Below are 25,206 nucleotides of genomic sequence, written 5' to 3'. Positions count from 1 at the left end.
TAAATGTTTATTACAAATGTGTTAAGACAACATGCAATGAGTAATCCAGATTCACCGGCAGTTCAATTTGAAGAGCAATGCTGGACCTACAGTGAGCTTTATAAAAATGCTCAAAAAATCGCAAGTTATTTATTACAACAAGGATATAAAGAGGGAGACATTGTTGCGCAGTTTATGGGGAATTCCCATTACTTCTTAGCCGTTTATTACGGTATACAACTAGCTGGGTTAACATGTATGCCTGTAAATACGAAACTAGCACCACCAGAAGTAGAATATATCTTCTCTCATTCAGAAGCGAAAGTATTATTTTACGATGAAAAAATTCAACAAACAATCGAAAACTCTAAACATCCATTTGAAGAAAAAATTAGTGTTGGACAAGTTAATGAAATTTTGAGTCGGAACGGGGAATATGTAAAACTTCCAACATTAAAAACAAATGATACAGCGGTGGTTATGTATACTTCCGGTACAACAGGAAAGCCAAAAGGAGTCATGTTAACACACCAAAATATTTTCGAGACGGCAGAAATTTGGTCGAGTTCAATGAAGATGAATCGAAATGATCGCATGTATATTTGTACACCATTATTCCATTGTGCAGGAAGTCACGTATTTGCAGTGCCGACGATGTATAAAGGGGGCGCGGTCATTATTGAAGAGGCGTTTTCACCAGATAGAACATTAAAAAATTTACTAGATACAAGGGCTACTATTTTCTTCGGTGTTCCGGCAATGTACACAATATTACTAAACAAACCAGAACTGAAAAACTACCAATTTGAACATTTAAGGTTATTCTGTTACGGAGCAGCACCGATGCCTTATGAGTTAGTGAAACAATTAAAGGATTCATTTCCTAACGTAAAAGTACAAAACTTATATGGCCAAACAGAAAATACACCTGCAGCTTCTTCGTTAACGGATGAACATGCTTTAACAAAAATTGGTTCTGTAGGGCGTCCATTAGAGCGAACAGAAATCAAATTAGTCGATGCTTTTGGTGAGGAAGTACCTATAGGAGAAGTGGGCGAAATTTGTGTGAAAGGTCCACAAGTGATGAAAGGTTATTTACGCAATCCTGAAGAAACAGCACGTACAGTGCAAAATGGCTGGTTATATTCCGGGGATCTTGGACGATTTGATGAGGAAGGATTTTTATATATCGTGGACCGTAAGAAAGATATGATTAACCGCGGTGGAGAAAATATCTATCCGGTTGAAGTGGAAGAAGTTCTGTACCAAATTCCACAAATATTAGAAGCAGCAGTCGTAGGGGTACCTCATGAAGTATATGGGGAAGTTCCAAAGGCATTTGTTGTCATTAAAAACGGGGAAGCCATTTCGGAAAAGGAAATCTTAGAGTACTGTCAAACTCAATTAGCAAAATATAAAGTCCCTCAAGAAGTAGAATTTATAGAGCAATTACCAAGAAATGCTTCAGGGAAAGTGTTAAAACACACGTTACGTTCTAATTTTGTAGAAAATCATTCATAAATAAAGGGGATTCGTCATGACAAATGTTTATATAGTAGATGGGGCAAGAACAGCTTTCACTTCTTTTGGAGGTTCATTTGCTAGCGTCGATGCAACTGAACTTGGGACAGTTACTGCAATCGAAGCGTTAAAACGTTCAAATGTAGAACCTGATCAAATCGATCATGTTATTTACGGTAATGTGATTCACACAGGCGTAAATGCGGCTTATTTAGCAAGACATATCGGATTAAAAGCTGGCATCCCACAAGATGTCCCTGCCCTTATTTTAAACCGTTTATGTGGATCAGGTCTTCAATCCATCGTTACAGCAGCTCAACAAATTTTGTTAGGTGAAGCAGATTTTGTTCTTGCAGGTGGTGCAGAGAATATGTCTCAATCGCCATTCGCTAATTTTGAACAAAGATTTAACGGACAAAAGCTTGGGAATCTCCAATTTGTTGACATGTTACAAGCAACACTTACAGACCAATATACTGGTTCAGGAATGGGCATGACGGCAGAGAAACTTGCAGAAATATATAATATTTCACGGGAAGAACAAGATGAATTTGCCGTACAATCTCACCAAAGGGCAGCCCATGCAAGAGAAGCAGGCTACTTTAAGGAAGAAATTGTACCCGTTTACGTGAAAACGAGAAAAGGTGAAGTAGCGATTGAAGTAGATGAACATATTAAAGAAAACACATCAACAGAAATTTTATTGAAACTTCGACCAGCATTTAAAAAAGATGGAACGGTTACTGCCGGCAATGCATCAGGCATCAATGATGGGGCAGCATCAGTTGTACTTGCGAGTGAGCGAGCAGTTCAAGAAAATAGCTTAAAACCAATTTCACGAATTATCTCTTGGGGTGTAGCGGGAGTTGACCCTACAATAATGGGTATTGGTCCAGTCCCTGCTATCAAACAAGCATTAGAGCGAGCAAATTTAACCCTATCAGATATGGATTTAGTTGAAGTGAATGAAGCCTTTTCTGCACAATTTATCGCAGTGGAAAAAGAACTTGGCTTAAATCGTGAAATAACGAATGTAAATGGTGGAGCGATTGCACTTGGTCATCCTGTTGGAACAAGTGGAACTCGTCTAGCGTTATCGACTTCCTATGAGTTAAAACGAAGAGGCGGCAAATATGCGGTGATTAGCCTTTGCATCGGCGGAGGTCAAGGAATAGCTATGGTGATCGAATCTTTATAATGTTGACGTAAAGCTGGCAACTTTAGCCGGCTTTTTTTCGTTCTAAAAATTAAAGATAGATAGAATCAATTGAATAGCTTGTAAAACAATAAAACTCTTTATTTTATGATGTTGCTCTGTACTTGTCTGAGCTGAAAAAATTTAGTAACGTATGCTTATTAACTTGTGAAAAAAATATGTTAAACTAATCCTTATATAAATACATTAAAGTGAGCTGAAACACAATGGAACAACCATTTTTACCAATATTATTAGGTTCAGATATGAACGCATACGGAATGGCACGAGCATTTTATGAAGCATATGGTTTAAAACCCCTCGTTTTAGGACGCTCGCATCTTACGGCTACACAAGATAGTCGTATTCTACATTTCCAAGAAATTAAAAATTTAAATCAGCAGGAAGTATTTGTCCCAGCCCTAGAAAAGGTAGCAAAACAATACCCTGATAAAAAATTATTGCTTCTCGCATGTGGTGATGATTATGCGAAGTTAATTATTAAAAATAAACCAGTATTACAACAATACTTTACAGTCCCATATATCGATGAATCGTTAATGGATCAAATCTTATTAAAAGAAAACTTTTATAAAATGTGTGAAAAATATAATTTCAAATATCCTGGTACGACGACTGTCACTGCAGATAATTACGAAGACTTCACACCGCCATTTGATTATCCAATCATCTTAAAAGCATCTAACTCAGTTGCTTATTGGGCATGTTCTTTCCCTGGGAAAAAGAAAGTTTTCGTTGCACATGATGAGGCAGAAAAGTCTGCTATTTTAAAAGCAATTTATGCATCGACTTATCAAGATACAATGATAGTTCAAGAATTTATCCCTGGTGATGATTCTTACATGCGTGTATTAAATGCGTACGTAGGAAAAGACGGGAAAGTTAAGTTGATGTGTTTAGGTAACCCGATTTTAGAGGAACATTCTCCTGAAGGCATTGGAAGTTACGCTGCAATTATCACGACTCATGATAAAAAGTTAATGGATCAAGTTCGTTTCTTCTTAGAAGATATCGGCTATACAGGATTTGCAAACTTTGATATGAAATACGATGTCCGTGATGGTGAGTACAAACTATTTGAAATTAATTTACGTAACGGGCGTTCAAGCTATTTCGTTACGGCAGCTGGCTATAACTTAATGAAATATGTTGCAGATGACCATATGTTAAATATCAAACAAGAATTAACATATGCGGACAATCGTCATCTATGGATGATCATCCCAAAAGGCGTATTATTCAAATATGCTTCTAACGAAAAAATGAAAATTGAAGCAAAAAGTTTAATTCGCCAAGGCAAATGGACAAACTCTTTATATTTCAAACAAGATATGAATTTAAAACGATGGGTAAAACTAACGTTAAATAATTTAAACTATTATCGAAAATATAAAAAATACTTTAATAAAAAAGGTTTGGAAGAATGAAAAAAACATTAGGAATTATTGGTGGTGTAGGTCCATTAGCAACTATGTTTATCGGTGAGATGATTGTTCGTCGTACACTTGCATCAAAGGACCAAGAACATGTTCATACTATCATCGATAATGACACAACAATCCCTGATCGAACGGAATACATTTTAGATAATACAAAGGAAGACCCTGTTCCATACTTAGTTCGAGATGCTATCAAACTTGCAAACGCTGGTGCTGACTTAATTTGCATTCCTTGTAATACTGCCCATACGTTTTATGAAGAGTTGCAATCAGGTTCTCCAGTTCCTGTGTTGCATATGATTCGAGAAACGGCAAAACGCGCGGCTATATTAGGTGCAAAACGTGTAGGAATACTCGCAACAGATGGGACAGTGACTTCGGGAGTATATCAACAAGCACTTATAGAAGAAAATATTGAACCAGTATTGCCTAATGCTGATACTCAAAAACAAATCATGTCCATCATATATGATTATGTAAAAGCAGGTAGGGACGTATCGCTAAAGGAATGGCAACCAATTGAAGAAGCGATGAGTGAACTCAATTGCGATAAATTAATCTTAGGCTGTACAGAACTATCAATCATTAATAAAGAGTTAAAATTAAGTAATCGTTACATCGATTCCCTCATTGTCCTTGCAGAAAGTGCGATTATGGCATGTGGTTATGAATTAAATAATCCAATTAGAGTTTAATGCCTGCCTATTTTTAGGCAGGTTTTTTTGGTGGGGAAGTTTCCTATGAAATTCCACTATGTAAAATCGTGTAATTTCATTAAATTATGGTAAACTAAACGCAAGTAACTAAAGGTGGGTATAACATGTCAGTGATTAATTTATTAAATGAAACATTACAAAATAAATGGAAATTTGAAACAACGATGAAAGTACAGGATGAAATGATTCCTGCAATGCTTGAAGGAAAGGACGTTGTTGCAGAATCTCCAACAGGATCTGGAAAAACGTTAGCATATGTATTGCCGATTTTAAATAAAGTAAATGGGAGCAAAAAACAAACTCAAGCTTTAATCGTTGCCCCATCTCAAGAATTAGCAATGCAAATTGTAGAGGTTATACGTGAATGGATAGCAGGAACAGATATCACTGTTCAACAACTTATTGGAGGTGCCAACTCAGCACGTCAAATCGAAAAGCTGAAAAAGAAACCAACAATCGTGGTTGGTACTCCTGGTCGTTTAAACGAACTTGCGAAAGCTAACAAGTTAAAACTTAAAGAAATTGAAACGGTAGTACTAGATGAATGTGATCAACTTTTAAGTCGTGAATATCGTGTGATTGTAAAATCATTTATCGAAGGTGCAGCTTATGGTCGCCAAGTAGTTGTAGTCTCTGCAACAATTACAGATGAAATCAAACTTGTGGCGAGTCGATTAATGTTTGAGCCAGTACACATCGAAATTAAACCTGAAGACATGGTGCAAGTTGGTAAAGTGGTGCATACATTTATCAAAGTGGATGAACGTGATAAAACAGATATGCTTCGTAGACTTGCTCACATTGAAGGTTTGCGCGGTTTAGCCTTTGTTAACAATATCGACCAAGTATTAATGAAAGAGTCAAAGTTAAAATATAAAGATGCAAAAGTTGTAACATTACATTCTGACATGAAAAAAGAAGAACGTAAAAAAGCGTTAGATGCTTTCCGTAAAGGTGAGGCAACAATTTTAATTGCAACAGATATCGCTGCTCGTGGATTAGACATTGAAGGATTAACACATGTTATCCATGTTGATGCACCTCATACGATTGAACAATATACACATCGTTCTGGCCGTACAGGGCGCGCTGGTGCAGATGGTGAAGTATTAACACTTCTTTCATATCGCGATGAAAAAACGTATAAAAAGTTAACACGCGAAATGGGTGTAAAAACAATTCAAAAAGTTTGGTATCAAGGAAAATTAGTTGAAGGAAATTCAAAAACTGTTTCGCAAAAGAGAGGGAAATAAGATGACGTTTGAAGAAAAGCTAGAACAATACGCTGAACTTGCAGTAAAAGTTGGCGTTAACATACAAAAAGGTCAATACTTATTAATCAACACTTCAACAGATACATTGGATTTTACTCGAATTGTAGTGAAAAAAGCTTATGAGGCTGGGGCAGGGAGAGTTCAAGTAAACTTAACTGACCCTGTGTTTACTCGTGCCTTTTATGAATTAGGGGCAAAAGAGGAATTTAGTAAGTATCCAAAATGGATTGTTGCCCAACGCGATGAATTAATCGAACGTAAAGGTGCACTTTTATGGATTGACGCGGAAGATCCAGACCTATTAGCTGGTATCCAAAGTTCACGAATTTCTGCACAAACAAAGGCAGCTGGAGAAGCATTAGTACGTTATCGTAAAGCTGTAATGAATGACGATATCGCATGGTCCATTATTGCGGTTCCTTCACAAAAATGGGCGGCGAAAGTATTCCCTGATTTACCTGAAAATGAACAAGTAAATGCACTTTGGGAAGCAATTTTCCAAACGGTTCGTATTGGTGAAGGCGATGCAGTTGAGAAATGGCGTAAACATGTAGAGAATTTAGAAAGTCGTGCTAAGCAGTTAAATGAAAAGAAATATTCTAAACTACACTATAAAGCACCTGGAACAGATTTAACAATTGAACTTCCAGAAAAACATCTGTGGGTATCTGGTAGTAGTAAAACTCCAGAAGGTACGACATTTATTGCAAATATGCCGACTGAAGAAGTATTTACATTGCCTTGTAAATATGGTGTAAATGGAGTTGTTCGTAATACAAAGCCATTAGTATATCAAGGGAATATCATTGATGGTTTCTCTCTTACATTTGAAAAAGGAAAAATTGTAAAAGCTGAGGCTGAGGTAGGAAATGAGCTGTTACAAGATTTAATTGCAAATGATGAAGGATCCTCTTATTTAGGGGAAGTGGCATTAGTACCACATCAGTCTCCAATTTCATCATCTGGTATTCTTTATTACAACACATTATTTGACGAAAATGCTTCAAACCATCTAGCTATTGGTGAAGCATATCCAACTTGTTTTGAAGGTGGCCGTGAATTACAGGAAGGCCAGCTAGAAGCACTGGGAATTAACACATCCATTACCCACGAAGACTTTATGATTGGTAGCGCGGAAATGGATATTGACGGCATTTTACCAGATGGAACAGAGGAACCGATTTTCCGAAAAGGGAACTGGGCGTTTTGATATTGTGTAAAAACCCACCACGATTTTGTGGTGGGTTTTTAGATTTTGGCGGACTGGCGAAACTGGTCCGAATTGACAAATAACTAAATTGGCAAATAATCAGTCCAAATCAGCAAATACCCAACGCAAACTGGCAAATAACCAATTCAAATCGGCAAATACCCGACCCAAAAAAGCAAATAAACCCCACCAAAAAACAAATAACGAATATTTGTTCGTAAAATTATCACGATTCATAGCGAAAGATGTTATAATGGAGAAAATGATTTGGAAGGGTGTTGTATTTGAAAATATTCCATACCGCTGATTGGCATTTAGGAAAGCTTGTGCAAGGTGTTTATATGACGGAAGATCAACGCCATGTTCTACATCAATTTTTGCAAGCCATTGATGAAGAGAAGCCCGATGTCGTCATCATCGCTGGAGATTTATATGACCGTTCATTACCTCCAGTAGATGCTGTAGATTTATTGGATGAAATATTAGCTGAAATTGTTTTAAAACGTAAAGTTCCTGTTTTAAGTATTGCAGGAAACCACGATAGTCCTACTCGCTTACAGTTTGGAAGCAAGCTCATGAAAGAAAGTGGATTACATATTATCGGAGAACTCCACGCCAACTTGCAGCCAATCCTGTTACATGATGAATTTGGAGAAGTTCATTTCCACTTAGTCCCATTTGCAGAACCATCAACTGTTAAACATTTATTTAATGACGATTCCATTAACAACTATGACGATGCAATGAAAAAAATAATTGAGACCATCGAAGAAAAGATGGACAAGTCAAAACGACATGTATTCATTGGACATGCTTTCATTACACCCCATGGAGACAAGGAAGAAAATACGAGTGATTCAGAACGTCCTTTAGCAATTGGGGGATCAGAATGTGTTAGTGCACAATATTTCAAGTCATTCCATTACACAGCGCTAGGTCACTTACATAAGGCGCATTATGTATTAAATGAAACAATCCGTTATTCAGGATCCCCTTTAAAATATTCGGCTTCAGAGGCGAATCATGAGAAAGGATTCCTAATTGTAGACATGGATCAAGATGGACAAGTATCCATTACAAAACGACCGTTTATTCCAAGAAGAGACTTACGCATCGTAGAAGGTAATATACAAGAAATTTTAAAACATGAAGTTAGTGAAGATTATGTTTTCGTTCGTTTAACAGATTTAACTCCAGTTATTGGTGCAATGGAACAAATTCGAACAGTTTATCCAAATGCAATGCATGTTGAGCGTAAAGCACTTCCTAAGTTTGAAAGTACCGAAAATGAAGGACAAGTTCGCCGTGAACAGATGGACGATAAAAGTTTATTCCATGCTTTTTATAAGGAAATTGTAGGAAGTGAGCCGACAGAAATTCAACTTCAGCTTTTTGAAGAAGTACTTCAAGACATGTTATCAGAAGAACGCGAATCAAATGAGGTGGTCGTTAAATGAAACCAATAAAATTAACTATGCGTGCTTTTGGACCTTATAAAAATGAAGAGATTATTGACTTTACAGAGCTTAAAAATAATCGACTATTTGTAATTTCTGGATCAACTGGAGCGGGTAAAACGACTATATTTGATGGAATTTGTTTTGCTTTATATGGCTACGGTAGTGGGCAAGACAGAAAAGATACAAAAATGCTTCGAAGCGATTTTGCAGAAGACAACATCCATACCGCTGTTGAACTAGTTTTTGATATTCATAATAAAACTTATCGTGTATTGCGTCAGTTGTCCCATGTGAAAGAAGGTCGTAAAAATGCAACGGGTGAAAAATACGAGTTGTTCGAAATTCAAAATGGACAAGAAGTTCCTGTTGTAGAACGTCAGCGAGTGACAGATATTAACAAAAAACTTGAAGAAATTATCGGGCTCTCATATGACCAATTCAACCAAATTGTCATGTTACCTCAAGGGGAATTTCGTAAACTTTTAACCTCTCAATCTGATAATAAAGAAGCCATTTTACGTAAAATTTTTAAGACGGATCGATACGGTGAAATGGCACAAAAACTGGAAGAGAAGAAAAAGCAAGCTGAACAACAGTTAAATGAAGCAAGGGCATTAAAAAATAGTATCATTGCTCAAATTTCGGGGGCATTACCTAAGCGTGAATCATTATTATTTTCTTTATTAGATCAACATTCGAACATATATCAACTCCAAGACGGTCTAGATGAAGAAATTAAATTTTATCAACAGAAGATGAAAGAGGATAAAAAGCAATACGAAGAGGCGCTTAATAAATATAACGAGAAATATGAGCTTTATGTGGCAAACAAAGCGATTAATGATCGTTTAGATGCCTATGAAAAAAAGCGTTTTAATCTTCAGGAGATGGAACAACAAAAGCCACAATTTGACCAAATGAAAAAGGATTATGAAGCGGCGATTCGTGCAAGTAAAATTGAGCCATTAAACAAACGATGCCATGAAATAAACGAAGAAAAGCAACTCCAACAACGTCGATTAGAACAAATAGCTAATCAATTAAAGCAAGCTCAATCTGATCTATTAAAGGCAAAGGAAGTTTACGAAATAGAGTTAACAAAACAGAACGAACGGGATGCCGCAACCAAAGAAGTAATTGAATTGGAAAAATTGTTACCTCTGTATGAACAAATCGAAAAACAAACGCAAGTTGTTTATTTAATCACAAAGAAATACAATGAGGCGAAATCTAATCTTCAACAGGCTGAAGTCCAACTAGAAGAAAGTCGACACCAACTATTAAATTTAAACGGACAAGTGGAGCAGCTTGAAGGAAAAGTTCAAAATTTAAATGAGACAATGGAGCAACAACGTTATTTACGCGAAGTTGTTCAAACCTTTACAAAGTACAATGAACATTTATCACGTCATCGAACATTAACTGAGCAGTTCGAGAAGATTTCAACGGAGTATGAAAATGCAAGAGACCTCTATAATCAGGAAGAAATGAAATGGCTAAGTAATCAAGCAGCACTTCTTGCGGCTAATTTAGTTCCTGGTTCACCTTGCCCTGTATGTGGAAGCACAGACCACAAAACTGTGAATCGTGAGCATATGGATCTTATCGATGAACAAGCATTAAAGAATTTAAAGTCGAATCTTTCTCAAATTGAGCAAATGAAATATAATGCTCAGGCGAATCTAAACGCAAGCTTTATGCAAACGAAACAATTTGAAGAGTCTTTAGAAAACTTACATGCACCGATTCATGAACAAAATCAATACTTCCAACAATTTAATGATGTAAACAACCGTGTTCTACAGTTACAAAAAGATGCAGAACAACTTGCTCATTTAAAAACGCAGTTAAAACAGTTGAAAATTTCGCACGAAAAACAAGATGAAAATCGTAAACAGCTGGAACAAAACTATCAAATCATCAATGAGCAGCTAGTTCAACAACGTACGATTTTAGAACAGCAACGTCTTTCTATTCCGAGTCATTTGCAAGAACTTATCCAATTGCAACAAGCACTAAAAGAAGCAAAGAAACATCGTGATGTATTATATCAAGCATGGGAATCTGCACAGAAAAATCTGCAAACTGTCGAGAAGTCTGTGGTTTCCAATGAAGAGGCATATAATTACATTAACCAAACTCTACAACAATTAGAAGAAAATTTAAAAACTGCAAAAGAGCAGTTAGTTGTAACAATAAAAGAAAATGGGTTTGATGGTTACTCGCAATTTATTGCAGCCATTCGTTCTGAACAGGAAATTCAACAACTTCAGGAAAGCTACATGGCATTTTCCAATGAACTTCATTCCTTAACAACTCAAGTACAAGAAGAACGTCAACAATTAAAAGGTATAGAGAAAGTAGATTTATCACAGGCACAAGAACAATTAAATGAATTAAAAACATGTTATGAAAATGCGTTGCAAACTCTTAATCTGACGAAAGAGTATGAAAGACATGCAATTGATTTTTCAGACAGGTTAGATCGTGTAGCTGTTGAAATTCATCAATTAGAGGAAGTATCAGCTCAAATTATTGATTTATATAATTTATTACGGGGGCAAAACAGTAAAAAAATCTCCTTTGAACGATATGTACAAATGGGGTATTTGGAGCAAATAACGGAAGCTGCAAATATTCGATTGAGAAATTTATCAAATGGTCAGTACTATTTACAATGTTCAGACAGACAAGAATCCCACGGACGTCAAAGTGGTTTAAGTCTTGATGTATATGATACGTATACTGGGCAATCACGTGATGTAAAATCCCTTTCCGGTGGCGAGAAATTTAATGCTTCACTATGTCTTGCCCTGGGTATGGCGGATGTGATACAAAGCTTCCAAGGAAGTGTACAAATTGATACGATGTTTATTGATGAAGGATTCGGTTCACTAGACGAAGAATCCCTCATGAAAGCAATCGATACTTTGATTGATCTTCAAAAATCTGGACGAATGATTGGGGTCATTTCCCACGTAAATGAACTAAAAGCTGCTATGCCAGCTATTTTAGAAGTGGTGAAATTAAAAGAGGGGTATAGTAGGACAAAAATTACTCTTAAATAATAAAACTGCACTCTGATTATGGAGTGCAGTTTTTAAGCTTTTAAAACTCGAACAGCCTGAATCAAATTCCAAATTAATAAAATGATTGTTATAAGGAAATAAATTGCCATAAAAATAAATAAACTAATAACGAATCCATTCATTATTTCAGTACTAGTAACGCTAAAAATCCCGAATATCCCAAATATGCCGAGTAGCATTCCGATAACAACAGGAATCAAATGCGAAATAAATGCACGTTTCGCATGATATTTTACTTCATTGTTATTTATTACAAGATAAACGATTAAAGGCAGTAAGAAAGGTGCAAACAATAAACTAACATAGCAAAGTGCAGAAATGATTTTATTATTATCCATTAAATTCTCTCCTTACTTCCAATATAATACATATACGGAATTTTATTCAGTTTAGTTTCAAAAAAACTAAATTCTAGTTGAAAAATAAAGAGTTTCTGATAAAATGAGATTGTTCAAACAATTAAAGAAGATGTATTACCACAAGGGGAGCTGATGAAGTCAGCTGAGATTGTGCACGTATTGCACTAACTCTTTGAACCTGTAAGTTAGCACTTGCGTAGGGATGTGGATAGAAACCGAACCCATACATGGCGTCAGGATCTGTCCTGATGTCATTTTTTTATGCTTTTAGTATGAACTATAAGCATAGGGAGAAACTACATAACGATTTCTATTCCTTCTCAAATGTTCTACATCGGAATAAGGAGAGGAGACTTGTTATGAACAAATCAAAATTACTAATGCTTGTGGAAATTGCTATCTTTGCAGCAGTTGGATTAGTGTTAGATAAAATTTCTTTTTCACTTTGGGCTCAAGGTGGTTCTATTAGCTTTGTAATGCTACCTATTTTAGTTATTGCTGTTCGTTGGGGGCTTTCTGCCGGACTAGTCACAGGGCTTTTAATTGGTGTATTACAAATGGCTTTAGGAGCATATATTCTTCACTGGGCACAGGCATTACTAGATTATGTAGTTGCATTTACTGTAGTTGGTTTAGCAGGATTATTCCGTCATCAAATTGTTGAAGCGGCGAATAACCTTAATAAGAAGAAAATTAGTTTATATATTGTTCTGGGTATTGTAATCGGTGGTTTATTACGTTACGCTGCCCATGCTCTTGCTGGTGCGATATTCTTTGCAGAGTACGCAGGTGATCAAAATGTTTGGGTTTACACACTAATCTATAATGGTTCTTATATGATTCCAGCTATTATTTTAACTGCGATTGTCGGCTCATTTATATTCTCATCAGCTCCAAGATTATTAAAAACAGCAGTATAAAATTTTCTATAAGTCGATTTGCATTTTGTTGATGCAAATCGACTTTTTTTGAGCACATTAAGACTAAAATAATTTTTAGGTGGGAGTTGCAGGACAAATCGAAGAAAAAATAAATCATAAACGTAAAATTCCATCAGTATCGTATAGTTTCTTTTCCAAATCCTCATCTCACTAACTTATCCACAAAATACACTTTGTAAAACGGAATGGACCAACATAAGCTTACGAATATGATATAGTATAAATGAAATGATATAGGGAAGGATCGTTATCGATGATAGTTAATACAAGTGAAGAATTAGAAGCGTTAAAAAAAATTGGTCGCATTTGTGCTGAAATTCGTGATGCGATGAAAGCAGCTACAAAACCAGGTGTAACAACGAAAGAGCTAGATGAAATTGCAGGTCGTATGTTTGCTGAAAAGGGTGCGATTTCTGGTCCAAAAGGCGAATATGATTTTCCGGGATATACTTGCATCAGTGTAAATCATGAAGTGGCTCATGGAATTCCTGGTAGTCGTGTAATTGAAGAAGGGGATCTTGTGAACATTGATGTTTCAGGTTCTTTAGATGGTTATTTTGCTGATACGGGTATTTCTTTTGTTGTAGGAGATGGCTATGAAGCAAAGGAAAAACTTTGTGCTGTGGCTAAATCAGCCTTTGATCGTGCCATGACAAAAGTTAAAGCAGGATCAAAACTAAATCAAATTGGTAAAGCCGTGGAACGTGAAGCAAGAGATCATGGCTTAACGGTAATCATGAACTTAACTGGACATGGTGTAGGTCGATCTTTACATGAAAAACCAGATCACGTACTCAACTATTACGATGCATGGGATTCTACAATTTTAAAAGATGGTATGGTTTTAGCTGTAGAGCCATTCATTTCTGAAAAGGCAGAGCATATTGTTGAATCAGGCGATGGTTGGACATTTATTACGCCAGACAAATCATTAGTCGCTCAAATTGAACATACAATCGTTGTAACGAAAAACAAACCAATTATCCTTACGCAAATAGAAGACTAACTTAAAAAATCCTGTACGCTTTTTTAAACTTAGCGTGCAGGATTTTTTTTCATAAAGAATATTCCAGCAATCATTACACCACTTAGGAAAAGGGCTGCGGTTGATACTAACAATTCATCAAAGCCGTTTGCAATTACAATACCAATATAACACCAAATAAAGATAATAGGGAAAATAATATCGTAATAATGGTAACATAAATGAAGTGCAATTGCAGTGCCAACTGTCATCACAATAACAGCCCAAAGTGCATTACTTAAACCAAAGCCTTCCCAACCATAATATACCAATATGTAGCAAAACTGTAGAATAAATAAGTAAGTAGACCAACCAAAATAGATTGCAACTGGTATTCGAATACGTAACATTTCATTTTTTAAAGGATACGTTAAATAAAGTGCAAACATAAGTAATAATTGAATGAAAAATAAAATTAATGATTGCAAAAAGTATTCATAGTGCCAGCAGATAAGGTTAATGATCTGCAGCAGCATAATACATGAAATAAAAATAGTTTGAAGATTTGTTATCGATTTTTCAGTATTACGTAATGACCAATATTTGTTAGCCCATAGGAAAAGAAATATGAACACAATAAGCCATAAATAGTAGACGTAATTTGCTGGTGCAAATAAAAGTGGTAAACGATTTATGATGTCAATTGTTGATTTCCCATTAAAGTTAAGCAAATATGCTTGGAGGGTAAAATACATGGTAATTGTTAGGGAAAACAAGATGATGAATAACCGAGTCATATATTCCTCTCCTTTCTATAAAATTATATACATATAAAATGTTTTCAACAACAAATACCAATAACATACAAATTTTTGTAAAATAAAAGAAACGGATAGGAGTGATACCAATGAAAAAAATTGAACAAATTGATTTGAATGTTACACTCGAGAAAAAGGAATATAAAAAGAAGTTAAAGAAACTCCAATTTGAAATGTTGAATATACAGCAGTTCTTATATAATAACAAAATTGGACTCATTCTTGTATTTGAAGGAATGGATGCAGCAGGTAAAGGTGGGGCAATCAAGCGTTTAACCCAAAGACTCGATCCAAGAGGATTAGTTGTGCACCCAATTTCTGCACCACAATACCACGAAAAAAGATACCATTATTTACACCGCTTTTGGCGTAAGTTGCCTCAACGTGGACAAGTAGCAATCTTTGATCGTTCTTGGTATGGCCGTGTACTAGTAGAGAGAATTGAAGGTTTTGCTACAGATGATGAATGGATGAGAGCATATGATGAGATTAATTCTTTCGAAAAAACATTAACGGATGATGATTTTATTATTATTAAATTTTGGATTCATGTAGATGAACAAGAGCAGCTGAATCGTTTTAAAGAACGTGAGACAAATCCTTATAAAATGTGGAAACTCACGGATGAGGATTGGCGTAATCGTGAGAAGTTTGATGATTATATTGAATGCGCAAACGACATGTTTAACATGACGGATACTAAAAATGCGCCATGGTTTTTAGTTTCTGGAAATAATAAGCATTATGCACGCATACAAGTATTAAAAGAAACAATTAAACAAATTAAAAAAGAAGCGAAAAGAAGAGGTTTAACTATCTCTGATACAGGTAATGAAATATAAAAGGGACTTGAATAAAAATCTAGAATTTGTAAACAATGGGGAAATTGAGTGAAATGTATCTAGTTATAAAATAATTAGAAGGGCACAGGGCTATTATGGTAAAAAGACTTTTGAATCTATTACATAAAAAGGGTGATCGAGTGGTAAGGCTAGAGGGGGAGCGTTTGTTATTAAGAACTTTTGTGGAATCTGATGCACGTAGCTTAGCAGAACTAATGCGAAATAATCGGATTTTTTGGGCAACACATGAGCCGATGCATGAAGATGAATTTTATACAGAGGAAGCACAGTTCAAAAAGATTTTAGAAAGTATGCATTTGTTGCGGGCAAATAGAGAATACTCTTTTGGCATTTACCCAAAAGGAAGCAATAAACTAATTGGTCATATTTCTCTATATGCGATAAAAAGACTACCATACAATAGTGCATTTATTGGTTATTCTGTGGATGAAAGATATACAAGAAAAGGAATTGCAACAGAAGCAGTAAATGAAGTCGTTAAATTTGGATTTAATGTAGTAAAGCTGCACCGTATTGAAGCCTATGTATCACCTAAAAATTATGGCTCTATCAAAGTACTAGAAAATGCAGACTTTGTTCGAGAAGGATTATTAAGAGAACTTCTATACATTAATGGTTCTTGGGAAGATCATTTTCTTTATTCATTGTTACGTGAAGATTGTAGATATTTATAAAAATAACCGGGCTCTTTTAATAAGAGACCGGTCTGTTTTTTCTTATTCTTCAGTATTTTGTGACGATAAAAATGCATTTCCATCAGTAAGTAAATCAAGTTTACCAGTGCTTGGGTCCATTACTAAACCGTGAACTGGTGTTGACTTTGGCATAAGTGGATGTTTTCGAATAATTTCGACACTTTTTAATACACTTGTAGAAACATCCCCGAACCCGTGTAACCAATCTATTAAATCAACGCCTGAGTATTTAACAATATTGATGATATCTTCGTTTACACCACGTTCAATCATATGTTCAATCATTTTCTCAGGGTCTATTGCACTCATACCACAATCATGATGCCCAATAACATAAATTTCATCTGCCTGTAATTCATATACTGCCACAAGTAAACTACGCATGATGGCCCCAAATGGGTGACTGACTTGAGCACCAGCACTTTTTACTATTTTTACATCCCCATTACGCATATTCATCGCTTTTGGTAATAACTCAACTAATCGAGCATCCATACAAGTTAATATAACAATTTTTTTATCTGGAAACTTAGATGTTATGTATGGCTCATATTGTTTAAATTTTACGAAGGATTCGTTAAAACTTAATATTTCGTCTAATGAAGATGTCATTATTCTCACTACCCCTTTTTTTCTCTATAGAGTAAATAATATTATATACAAAAAATATCGACAAGACTCAAATTGAGTTTGTCGATATTTTTTATTTTTATTCTATAATTTTTGAGTTGGTTTTGGATCGATTACAACAGAAGAATGTGAATCTAATCCCATGCGTAAATAGTTAATGAACATATACACACTCAGGCATAAAAGTGATAAAAAGCCAATTACTGTAGTTAAAAATAATCCCATCTGTATAGACTCCTTTCGAAATTAAACAAGTGTCATTAACACCCATTATACTATATCTATTTTTTTTATTGTAGACTAATTGATAAATAATATTGACAATATAAAGTAGGAATATATTTTATGATACTTTCAAATAATATTCCCTACAGTTCATATTATATATGTAACTCTATATTTGATTCAATATAATCATAATGTTATTTTTGGAAAGAAACAGTAATTTATTTTGTCGAATACGCGTTAAAGTATTAAATAATATAGTAGATTGTCGAAAATAAGAGTAGGAGAAAATTTGGAGGTACATATATGGATATATCTACAATTGTCGGGGTCATATTCGGAATTATCGCAGTATTCTTAGGAATGTTTATTAAGGGTGCCGATATGTCAGTTTTAATAAACCCTGCAGCATTTTTAATTATTATTCTAGGTACTATCGCTTCAGTAACAATTGGTTTCCCTATGAAAGAATTAAAAAGGGTGCCAAGTCTATTTAAAATTATTTTTACAGAAAGAAAGCTTACGAGTGACATAGAAATTATAAAAATGTTTTCTACTTGGGCAGATTTAGCTCGTCGTGAAGGATTATTAGCCCTTGAAAGTAAAGCCGCAGAAGTTGAAGACCCATTCTTAAAAAATGGATTAACTTTAGCAATTGATGGACAAAACGCAGATTACATACGTGATGTATTAACAGAAGAAGTTGAAGCAATGGAAGCTCGTCACAATGTTGGTTCTCAGATCTTTTCACAAGCTGGTACATATGCGCCAACACTTGGGGTATTAGGTGCGGTTGTCGGTCTTATGGCAGCTTTAAGAGATATGAACGATATTAACGCACTAGGTCATGCGATTACGGCTGCCTTTGTTGCTACATTACTTGGTATTTTTACTGGGTATGTTCTTTGGCATCCGTTTGCAAACAAATTAAAACGTAAGTCTGCAGAAGAAGTAAAACAGAAAAATTTAATGATTGAAGGTATTTTATCAGTATTAGAAGGGGAAGCCCCACGCGTTATTGAGCAAAAATTAGCCTCATATTTAACTATGGAAGAACGCCGTCAAATATTTAATGAAAGCGGGGCGGGTGGTCTTGGCAAAGAAAGCTAAAAAGAAAAAGCAAGATGTACATATTGATGAGTCTTGGTTATTACCCTATTCTGATTTAATGACACTTTTACTTGCTCTTTTTATCGTGCTATTTGCCTCTAGTTCAATTGATCAAGAAAAATTAGCAAAAATGTCTGCTGTTTTTAATGAAATATTTGATGGTGGTTCAGGTTTTATGGATCAAACTTCAATGTTGGAAAATCCAACATCGTCAACACCGGGATTATCTGAAGCAGAAAAAGCGTATATTCAAGATCAAAGAGAGCTTAAGGATATTCAAGACAAAGTTGATAATTTTATTGCTGTGAATGAATTAGAAGATACTTTTGAAACATCGATGACAGATGAAGGATTATTAATCACTATCCGTGACACTATTTTATTTGACCCAGGTAAAGCAGATGTTAAATCAGAATATACACCGATTGCTGATGAATTAGCCTCTTTACTAAAAATGGATCCAGCGCGGCATATTGTTGTAACAGGACATACAGATAATGTTCCACAAAACGGAGGCGAATTCGCTTCAAACTGGGAACTATCTGTTATGCGTGCAGTAAATATACTTGAGTTATTAGTTTCGAGTAACCCTGAACTAGATCCTAAATATTTTAGTGCAAAAGGTTACGGAGAATATTATCCAATCGCTTCGAATGAAACAGCTGAAGGACGAGCAAAAAATCGTCGTGTTGAAGTATTAATTCAGCAACTAGTAGATGAAGTAACAACAAAAGAATAAACAAGAAAGAATGAGTGAAACTAAAATCACTCATTTTTTTTGACTTTTAACAAACAAAAGTTTATACTTTAAACAAATGTTTGTTGGAGGTGATTATTGATGAATGAAAAAGAACAGCTAGTCCTTCAAACGATTAAGAAAAACCCATATCTATCGCAAAACGAAATGGCACTCCAATTAAATATGTCGAGGCCAACCTTGGCAAATATTATTTCTGGCCTTATTAAAAAAGGTGAAATTATTGGTAGAGCTTATGTATTACCTGAAGAAAAAGATATCATTGCAATCGGTGGTGCTAATGTTGATCGTAAATTCCACATTGATGGGACAGTTCAATATGGTACTTCCAATCCAGCTTACTTAACAGAAAGTGTAGGCGGTGTTGCCCGCAATATTGCAGAAAACTTAGGTAGGCTAGGTAACACAGTAAAACTAATTACAACTTTTGGACAAGACCAAGATGCCAATATGATACAACAAGTTAGCAATGGGTTTATTAATTTTGATTTATCCGAAACGTTACCTGATCGAAAGACTGGTTCATATAGTGCAGTATTAGATTCTAATGGAGAACTAGTACTTGCAATGGCAGACATGGGGATTTATGATTACTTACTCCCAAATTTGTTAATGAAAAATGAAGCGGCAATCATTAACGCGAAATGTATCATTGTCGATCTAAATTGCCCAAAAGAAACGTTAATATATTTACAAGATGTAGTATCAAAAAGAAATACACCATTTATCATCGTTCCGGTTTCTTCACCGAAAATGAAAAATATGCCGAATGATTTAAAGGGAGTTTCATATTTCATTTGTAATCGTGATGAAGCGGAAATGTACCTAAACACTGAGATAATAAATGAATTGGACTATGAAAAAGCGATTAAAGGATTACTCGAGCAAGGTGCAGAAAATGTAGTAATCACTTTAGGTAGTCAAGGAGTCATTGCGGGAAATAAAAAAGAAATTAAACGCTTCCCGGCTTATGAGGTAACTCATATTGAAGATGTAACTGGTGCCGGTGACGCATTTGTTAGTGCGGTAGTACATGGTGTGCTGCATGGGGAAGATTTCTTTGATGCAGTACAATTTGGACTTTATAATTCTGCGAAAACGTTAGAAATTGATAAAACAGTTAGAGAAAACTTATCAATTAATGAATTAGAAAAATGGAGGAATTTATAATGGAAAAATACTTATCATATTCAAAAGAAGTACTAGAAGCGAAGGAAAAAGGACTACCAATCGTAGCTTTAGAATCAACTATTATTTCACACGGAATGCCATATCCGCAAAATGTGCAAACAGCAAGAGAGGTAGAAGATATTATCCGTAGTAAAGGTGCTGTACCTGCAACAATTGCATTAATCGATGGAAAAATTAAAATTGGCCTTTCTGATGAAGAGTTAGAAATGTTCGGAAATGCTCAAAATGTTGCTAAAACATCTCGCCGTGACTTTGGTTACCTTCTAGCATCGAAAAAATTAGGAGCGACAACTGTAGCGGCTACAATGATTGCGGCAGAACTAGCTGGAATCGAACTATTTGTAACAGGTGGTATTGGTGGTGTTCACCGTGGAGCTGAACATACAATGGATATTTCAGCAGACTTAGAAGAACTTGCTAATACTAATGTAGCAGTAGTTTGTGCTGGTGCGAAATCAATTTTAGACCTTGGATTAACATTAGAATATTTAGAAACGAAAGGTGTACCAGTAGTTGGTTATGGTACTGATGTATTACCTGCTTTCTATACGAGAGAAAGTGAGTTCGGTTTAAACATTCGCGTTGACTCTCCTCAAGAAGTTGCTGATATGATGCGTGCAAAATGGGATTTAGGTCTACGTGGTGGTGCAGTTATTGCGAACCCGATTCCAGAAGAAGATGCAATGGATCCAAGCTTTATTAACGGTATCATTGAGGAAGCATTAAAAGAAGCAGAACAAAATGGTATTAAAGGAAAAGATGTAACGCCATTCATGCTTGGAAAAGTTAAAGAATTAACAGAAGGAAAATCATTAGAAGCAAACATCGCTCTTGTTAAAAATAATGCTAGAATTGGTGCAGAAATTGCAATTGCATTAAATAATAATAAATAATTATTTCACCCCCATTGATAACGCTCAATGGGGGTGTTTATTTTGTATAAATGGGAACCGCTCATAAACTTGGTCAAACCGCTCATAAATTCAAGAAATTCGCTCATAAACAGGTTTAAACCGCCCATAAAACCTTATTATGGAGAATTATTTACGCAAAGCACCTAGCTCAGAAACGATTGCTTGCATTTCACTTGGACTAAAAGTGTCACGTTTCATCACCATTTCGTATAAGTACACTAAATCTTCATAACTATCTTCAGAAAAATGTTCAGACTTCATTGCATCCACATTTACCATGCGAAGTTTTTCTTTAATTTGATCAATCATATAAACTACATTCTCTTGGGTTGGTTTTGTTAAATCCACTCTATGTCCACCTTTCAAACTCTTATGTTCAGAAAAATACGTATTAAAAATAAACTATGTTAATCATTTCACTACCAGTACCCTATGTCAACTCCAAAATGTATCGCTACTTTAAAAAGGAGGAAATTTTCTATAGAATGATAGTGAGATGAAATTTTATCCAGAAATATAGGGGGAGAAATAGATGAGTGAAAGTAAATTATTAAAATCAGTCGTAATTGGTGCTTTAACTGGCGCATTAATAAGTATGTTTGATCGCAAAACGAGAGAACATACAATAGAAACCACAAAAAAACTAAAAGATTCTGTTGTTTATTATGCGAAGAATCGGGAACAGCTACAACATTTAGTTGAAGAAAAGGTTGATGAAATTCAAGAACTGTATGAAAAGGCATCTGAAAACGTAAATCTTATTGTGAACAAGATGGAAGAAGTAAAGGAAATTCCAAACTCAATCCAAAGTATTGTGAATGATACAAAACAGGCTTTTTCAAAAGATGAACCACTAAATTAATAGTGAGGAAGGGAAGTGGGTATCGTTTTGCGCGAACAGAAAAACATCTCTCAAAACGATGTACTATCAAAGGTAAATACTTTTATTGATCCGGATATGTCCAAAATTGATGTAACGACAACTAAAGGGTTTATACAAGATTTAATTGTGCGAATGAGAGTAGTTGATATATCTGGAATGGGAGCTCAATTAGCCTACTTCTTTTTATTATCTTTTTTTCCTTTATTAATTTTTACTGTTACTTTATTACCTTATTTAAATTTGGATGAAGAACATGTATTTGACTTTATTCAAACGATTGTACCTACTGAAGTATTCTTATTAACGCAAGGTACATTAGTGGAAATCCTTACAACGCATAATGGTGGAGGATTGCTTGGGATTGGACTAGTCGGAACAGTATGGTCAGCTTCGCGAGGGGTAAATGCGTTAATCAAAACATTAAATCATACCTACGATACAAAACCAAGAGCAGGTATTATTAATCGAGCTTGGTCGTTAATTTTTACAATTTCATTGGTTATAGTAATCTTACTGGCATTAACTATCCCAATTTTTGGCCATCATATAGGGTTATCATTGTTTAGTTATTTAGGGCTAGAGGAAAATTTTGCTCAATTTTGGAGGTATGTAAGATGGTTTCTTCCTCCAACGCTAATTTTTTGTGTACTTTCATTAATGTATTGGGTCATTCCTAATACAGATCCAAGATTGCATTTTATCAGTGTAATTCCTGGAACATTGTTTTCAACGATTTCATGGGTCATATTAATTTATGCATTCTCTTATTACGTCAATAACTTTGGAAATTTCACTTCCACTTATGGAAGTATTGCTGGGGTTATTATACTCATGCTTTGGCTCTATTTTACTGGAATGATATTAATTTTTGGTGGGTTATTAAATGCTTCAATGCAAAAGAGGAAATTAATGAAGTTGAAGAAAAGTAAAAAAGCCTTCGCTAATCGTTAATTAGCGAAAGCTTTTTTTGTTAGGATTTTAACATACGAAGACCGTTTAAAATTACTAAAATCGTACTTCCTTCATGTCCGATTACACCAAAAGGCAAGTCGACAATTTGTAGGAAGTTTGAAGCAATAAGTAATGCAATAACTGAAATGGAAAAAATAACATTTTGTTTAACGATTCGTTGCATTTTCCGAGATAAACGAACAGTATATGCAATTTTAGCTAAATTATTTTTCATTAATACAACGTCCGCAGTTTCGAGAGCTACATCTGTTCCTCCGCCCATTGCGATACCAACAGTCGCTGTAGCAAGGGCAGGGGCATCGTTAATACCGTCTCCAACCATACCAACATATTGATAGTCTTTTAAGTAATGTTTGATATGGTTAACTTTTGTTTCAGGTAAACATTCTGCAATGTATTCATTAACACCTGATTCTTTTGCAATGACTTTTGCAGTTTTTTCATTATCACCAGTAAGCATTGCCACATGAATACCTAAGTCTTGTAATGATTTTACAGCTTGTTTTGCTTCATCACGAACTGTGTCTTTCATTGCAACAAGTAATGCAATTCCTTGATCATCTCTCATGAAAATAACTGTTTTACCTTCATCCGCAAGTTTATCCACAGCGTTATTCGCAAATGCTAATGCATCTTCACGTCCAACGAAATCAGGTTTTCCTACTTTATATGACTGGTTGTTTACATTTGCTTTTAATCCCCACCCTGGAACATCTTCAATTTCAATACCTTGTATAGGTTGCACATTCAGTTCTTTTGCATATTTCGTAATAGCTTGAGCTAATGGGTGATTTGATTGAGATTCAATGGAAGCAAGTATTTCCACTGTATCCTTTAAGTTTAAATCTTCTCTTACAATGACATCTGTAACAACAGGAGTACCGAAAGTTAATGTTCCTGTTTTATCTACAGCAAGTAATTTTAATACTGCTAAATGTTCTAAATGGATACCACCTTTAAATAGCACACCGTTTCGTGCACCATTTGAAATTGCAGCTAATGTTGCCGGCATAATGGAAGCAACAAGTGCGCAGGGAGAAGCAACTACTAGTAATACCATTGCTCTATAGAAGGTTGTCGTCCAATCCCATCCGAGTAAGTAATGTGGTAAAAATAACATTAATATAACAGTAACTAAAACAATTTTTACATAAGTACCTTCAAACTTCTCAATAAATTGTTGAGCAGGTGATTTTTCGCTTTGTGCAGATTGAATAAGTGTAATAATTTTTTGGAACATTGTTTCAGAATTTGGTTTAGTCATTTTTATTGTGAGTGTTCCATTTAAATTAACAGTACCCGCATAAACATCATCGCCAATTTGTTTTGTTACAGGCATTGATTCACCACTAATTGCAGACTCATCAATAGAAGAAGTTCCTTTAAAGATTTGACCATCTGCAGGGATACGTTCACCTGGTTTAATTAATAGGTGATCGCCAACCGTAAGTGAAGATACAGGCACTTTCATCGGTTCGAAACCACCACGAACAAGCCATGCTTCTTCAGGTTGTAAATTCATTAAACTTGAAATTTCATGCTTATTTTTATTCATTGCATAAGTTTCAAGAGCACCACTAAGAGCAAAGATAAAAATTAAAATTGCGCCTTCAGTCCAGTAGCCGATAATTGCAGAACCGATTGCAGCTAATATCATTAATAACTCAACGTTTAAGTTTTTGTTTTCAATTGTATCTTCAATACCTTCTTTCGCTTTTGCATAACCACCAATGAAAAACGCTGTGATATATGCAAGTACAGCAGCGGTATTTAAACCGGTTGATTCCAATCGCCATGCTAGTAAGATGATTATCCCAGAAACAAGGGCGGCAATCAGTTCTTTATGTTCATTAGATTTCTCAATTAAATTAATATTTTCTCGATTAGAACTATTCATAATAACCTCCTTATGATAATGAATATCACTATCATAATACATATAATCCAGTTGTGATAACGATTTTCATTTGCTTTATAAAT

At 35.0% G+C, this 25,206-nt stretch carries 24 protein-coding genes and 1 riboswitch; of the genes, 18 read left to right on the top strand and 6 right to left on the bottom strand.

Annotated features, from left to right (window positions below; translation table 11 throughout):
- The first annotated feature begins 3 nt into the window (after nucleotides 1–3).
- The 8 genes from NKR20_RS15040 (at nucleotide 4) to NKR20_RS15005 (ending at nucleotide 11,883) form a co-directional block, all read left to right on the top strand.
- Nucleotides 4–1,500, top strand: a complete 1,497-nt coding sequence (locus NKR20_RS15040) for a class I adenylate-forming enzyme family protein (protein ID WP_121213223.1) — start codon at nucleotides 4–6, stop codon at nucleotides 1,498–1,500.
- A 16-nt stretch (nucleotides 1,501–1,516) separates the two neighbouring features.
- Nucleotides 1,517–2,698 carry an acetyl-CoA C-acetyltransferase gene (locus tag NKR20_RS15035; RefSeq protein ID WP_253427279.1) on the top strand — a complete coding sequence of 394 codons (1,182 nt, stop codon included), beginning with the start codon at nucleotides 1,517–1,519 and terminating at the stop codon, nucleotides 2,696–2,698.
- Nucleotides 2,699–2,922: 224 nt separating this feature from the next.
- Nucleotides 2,923–4,143, top strand: coding sequence for a carboxylate--amine ligase (locus tag NKR20_RS15030; RefSeq protein WP_253427277.1), 1,221 nt, complete (start codon nucleotides 2,923–2,925; stop codon nucleotides 4,141–4,143).
- Complete coding sequence (cuyB, locus tag NKR20_RS15025) at nucleotides 4,140–4,850, top strand: cysteate racemase (RefSeq protein ID WP_121213226.1); 711 nt, start codon at nucleotides 4,140–4,142, stop codon at nucleotides 4,848–4,850. The genes NKR20_RS15030 and cuyB overlap by 4 nt, the downstream gene beginning before the upstream one ends.
- Nucleotides 4,851–4,975: 125 nt before the next feature.
- Nucleotides 4,976–6,124 carry a DEAD/DEAH box helicase gene (locus NKR20_RS15020; RefSeq protein WP_121213227.1) on the top strand — a complete coding sequence of 383 codons (1,149 nt, stop codon included), beginning with the start codon at nucleotides 4,976–4,978 and terminating at the stop codon, nucleotides 6,122–6,124.
- A 1-nt stretch (nucleotide 6,125) separates the two neighbouring features.
- Nucleotides 6,126–7,355, top strand: coding sequence for an aminopeptidase (locus tag NKR20_RS15015; RefSeq protein ID WP_253427275.1), 1,230 nt, complete (start codon nucleotides 6,126–6,128; stop codon nucleotides 7,353–7,355).
- Between the two features lie 284 nt (nucleotides 7,356–7,639).
- On the top strand, nucleotides 7,640–8,812 hold the full coding sequence (locus NKR20_RS15010; protein WP_253427273.1) for an exonuclease SbcCD subunit D: 1,173 nt from the start codon (nucleotides 7,640–7,642) through the stop codon (nucleotides 8,810–8,812).
- Entirely contained in the window at nucleotides 8,809–11,883 is a 3,075-nt protein-coding gene (locus tag NKR20_RS15005; RefSeq protein ID WP_253427271.1) for an AAA family ATPase, read from the top strand. The genes NKR20_RS15010 and NKR20_RS15005 overlap by 4 nt, the downstream gene beginning before the upstream one ends.
- Nucleotides 11,884–11,915: 32 nt before the next feature.
- Here NKR20_RS15005 and NKR20_RS15000 read toward each other — a convergent pair whose 3' ends face one another.
- A complete protein-coding gene (locus NKR20_RS15000) occupies nucleotides 11,916–12,242 on the bottom strand; it encodes a magnetosome magnetite crystal formation protein family (protein WP_121213231.1) in 327 nt (108 codons plus the stop codon).
- A 133-nt stretch (nucleotides 12,243–12,375) separates the two neighbouring features.
- Nucleotides 12,376–12,483, top strand: a riboswitch (TPP riboswitch).
- A gap of 139 nt (nucleotides 12,484–12,622) precedes the next feature.
- Between NKR20_RS15000 and thiT the strand changes: the two genes are divergently transcribed.
- Nucleotides 12,623–13,183, top strand: coding sequence for an energy-coupled thiamine transporter ThiT (gene thiT / locus NKR20_RS14995; RefSeq protein WP_121213232.1), 561 nt, complete (start codon nucleotides 12,623–12,625; stop codon nucleotides 13,181–13,183).
- A gap of 274 nt (nucleotides 13,184–13,457) precedes the next feature.
- Complete coding sequence (gene map / locus NKR20_RS14990) at nucleotides 13,458–14,210, top strand: type I methionyl aminopeptidase (RefSeq protein WP_121213233.1); 753 nt, start codon at nucleotides 13,458–13,460, stop codon at nucleotides 14,208–14,210.
- 29 nt (nucleotides 14,211–14,239) lie between these two features.
- Here map and NKR20_RS14985 read toward each other — a convergent pair whose 3' ends face one another.
- Nucleotides 14,240–14,965 (bottom strand): hypothetical protein, encoded by a 726-nt coding sequence (locus NKR20_RS14985; RefSeq protein WP_253427269.1) that lies wholly within the window; start codon nucleotides 14,963–14,965, stop codon nucleotides 14,240–14,242.
- A 110-nt stretch (nucleotides 14,966–15,075) separates the two neighbouring features.
- Here NKR20_RS14985 and NKR20_RS14980 point away from each other — a divergent pair, with 110 nt between their 5' ends.
- On the top strand, nucleotides 15,076–15,828 hold the full coding sequence (locus NKR20_RS14980; protein ID WP_121213235.1) for a polyphosphate kinase 2 family protein: 753 nt from the start codon (nucleotides 15,076–15,078) through the stop codon (nucleotides 15,826–15,828).
- Nucleotides 15,829–15,923: 95 nt separating this feature from the next.
- Nucleotides 15,924–16,523 (top strand): GNAT family N-acetyltransferase, encoded by a 600-nt coding sequence (locus NKR20_RS14975; RefSeq protein ID WP_211330856.1) that lies wholly within the window; start codon nucleotides 15,924–15,926, stop codon nucleotides 16,521–16,523.
- Nucleotides 16,524–16,565: 42 nt separating this feature from the next.
- On the opposite strand, the gene NKR20_RS14970 is transcribed toward NKR20_RS14975, so the two are convergent.
- Together NKR20_RS14970 and NKR20_RS14965 are read right to left on the bottom strand one after the other, a co-directional pair.
- On the bottom strand, nucleotides 16,566–17,156 hold the full coding sequence (locus tag NKR20_RS14970) for a beta-class carbonic anhydrase (RefSeq protein WP_121213236.1): 591 nt from the start codon (nucleotides 17,154–17,156) through the stop codon (nucleotides 16,566–16,568).
- Between the two features lie 102 nt (nucleotides 17,157–17,258).
- A complete protein-coding gene (locus tag NKR20_RS14965) occupies nucleotides 17,259–17,399 on the bottom strand; it encodes a hypothetical protein (protein WP_170148372.1) in 141 nt (46 codons plus the stop codon).
- A gap of 306 nt (nucleotides 17,400–17,705) precedes the next feature.
- On the opposite strand from NKR20_RS14965, the gene motA reads away from it, so the two are divergent.
- From motA to NKR20_RS14945, 4 genes are all read left to right on the top strand, one after another.
- A complete protein-coding gene (motA, locus tag NKR20_RS14960; RefSeq protein ID WP_121213237.1) occupies nucleotides 17,706–18,509 on the top strand; it encodes a flagellar motor stator protein MotA in 804 nt (267 codons plus the stop codon).
- Nucleotides 18,493–19,248: a flagellar motor protein MotB gene (gene motB, locus NKR20_RS14955; protein WP_253427268.1), complete on the top strand. Its 756-nt coding sequence runs from the start codon at nucleotides 18,493–18,495 to the stop codon at nucleotides 19,246–19,248. Before motA ends, motB begins: the two co-directional genes overlap by 17 nt.
- Nucleotides 19,249–19,347: 99 nt before the next feature.
- Nucleotides 19,348–20,436: a carbohydrate kinase gene (locus NKR20_RS14950; RefSeq protein WP_121213239.1), complete on the top strand. Its 1,089-nt coding sequence runs from the start codon at nucleotides 19,348–19,350 to the stop codon at nucleotides 20,434–20,436.
- Nucleotides 20,436–21,350, top strand: a complete 915-nt coding sequence (locus tag NKR20_RS14945) for a pseudouridine-5'-phosphate glycosidase (RefSeq protein ID WP_121213240.1) — start codon at nucleotides 20,436–20,438, stop codon at nucleotides 21,348–21,350. The genes NKR20_RS14950 and NKR20_RS14945 overlap by 1 nt, the downstream gene beginning before the upstream one ends.
- A 147-nt stretch (nucleotides 21,351–21,497) precedes the next feature.
- Here the strand turns inward: NKR20_RS14945 and NKR20_RS14940 are convergent, their stop codons facing one another.
- Nucleotides 21,498–21,719, bottom strand: a complete 222-nt coding sequence (locus NKR20_RS14940) for a DUF1128 domain-containing protein (RefSeq protein ID WP_121213241.1) — start codon at nucleotides 21,717–21,719, stop codon at nucleotides 21,498–21,500.
- 184 nt (nucleotides 21,720–21,903) lie between these two features.
- Between NKR20_RS14940 and NKR20_RS14935 the strand changes: the two genes are divergently transcribed.
- Together NKR20_RS14935 and NKR20_RS14930 are read left to right on the top strand one after the other, a co-directional pair.
- A complete protein-coding gene (locus NKR20_RS14935) occupies nucleotides 21,904–22,233 on the top strand; it encodes a YtxH domain-containing protein (RefSeq protein WP_121213242.1) in 330 nt (109 codons plus the stop codon).
- A gap of 15 nt (nucleotides 22,234–22,248) precedes the next feature.
- Nucleotides 22,249–23,205: a YihY/virulence factor BrkB family protein gene (locus NKR20_RS14930; RefSeq protein WP_245987440.1), complete on the top strand. Its 957-nt coding sequence runs from the start codon at nucleotides 22,249–22,251 to the stop codon at nucleotides 23,203–23,205.
- A gap of 19 nt (nucleotides 23,206–23,224) precedes the next feature.
- Here the strand turns inward: NKR20_RS14930 and NKR20_RS14925 are convergent, their stop codons facing one another.
- Nucleotides 23,225–25,123: a heavy metal translocating P-type ATPase gene (locus NKR20_RS14925; protein WP_253427266.1), complete on the bottom strand. Its 1,899-nt coding sequence runs from the start codon at nucleotides 25,121–25,123 to the stop codon at nucleotides 23,225–23,227.
- Nucleotides 25,124–25,206: the final 83 nt, after the last annotated feature.

The sequence above is a fragment of the Ureibacillus endophyticus genome (assembly GCF_024159215.1).
Classification (GTDB): Bacteria; Bacillota; Bacilli; order Bacillales_A; family Planococcaceae; genus Ureibacillus; species Ureibacillus endophyticus.
This window is presented reverse-complemented; position numbering and strand designations above follow the sequence as displayed.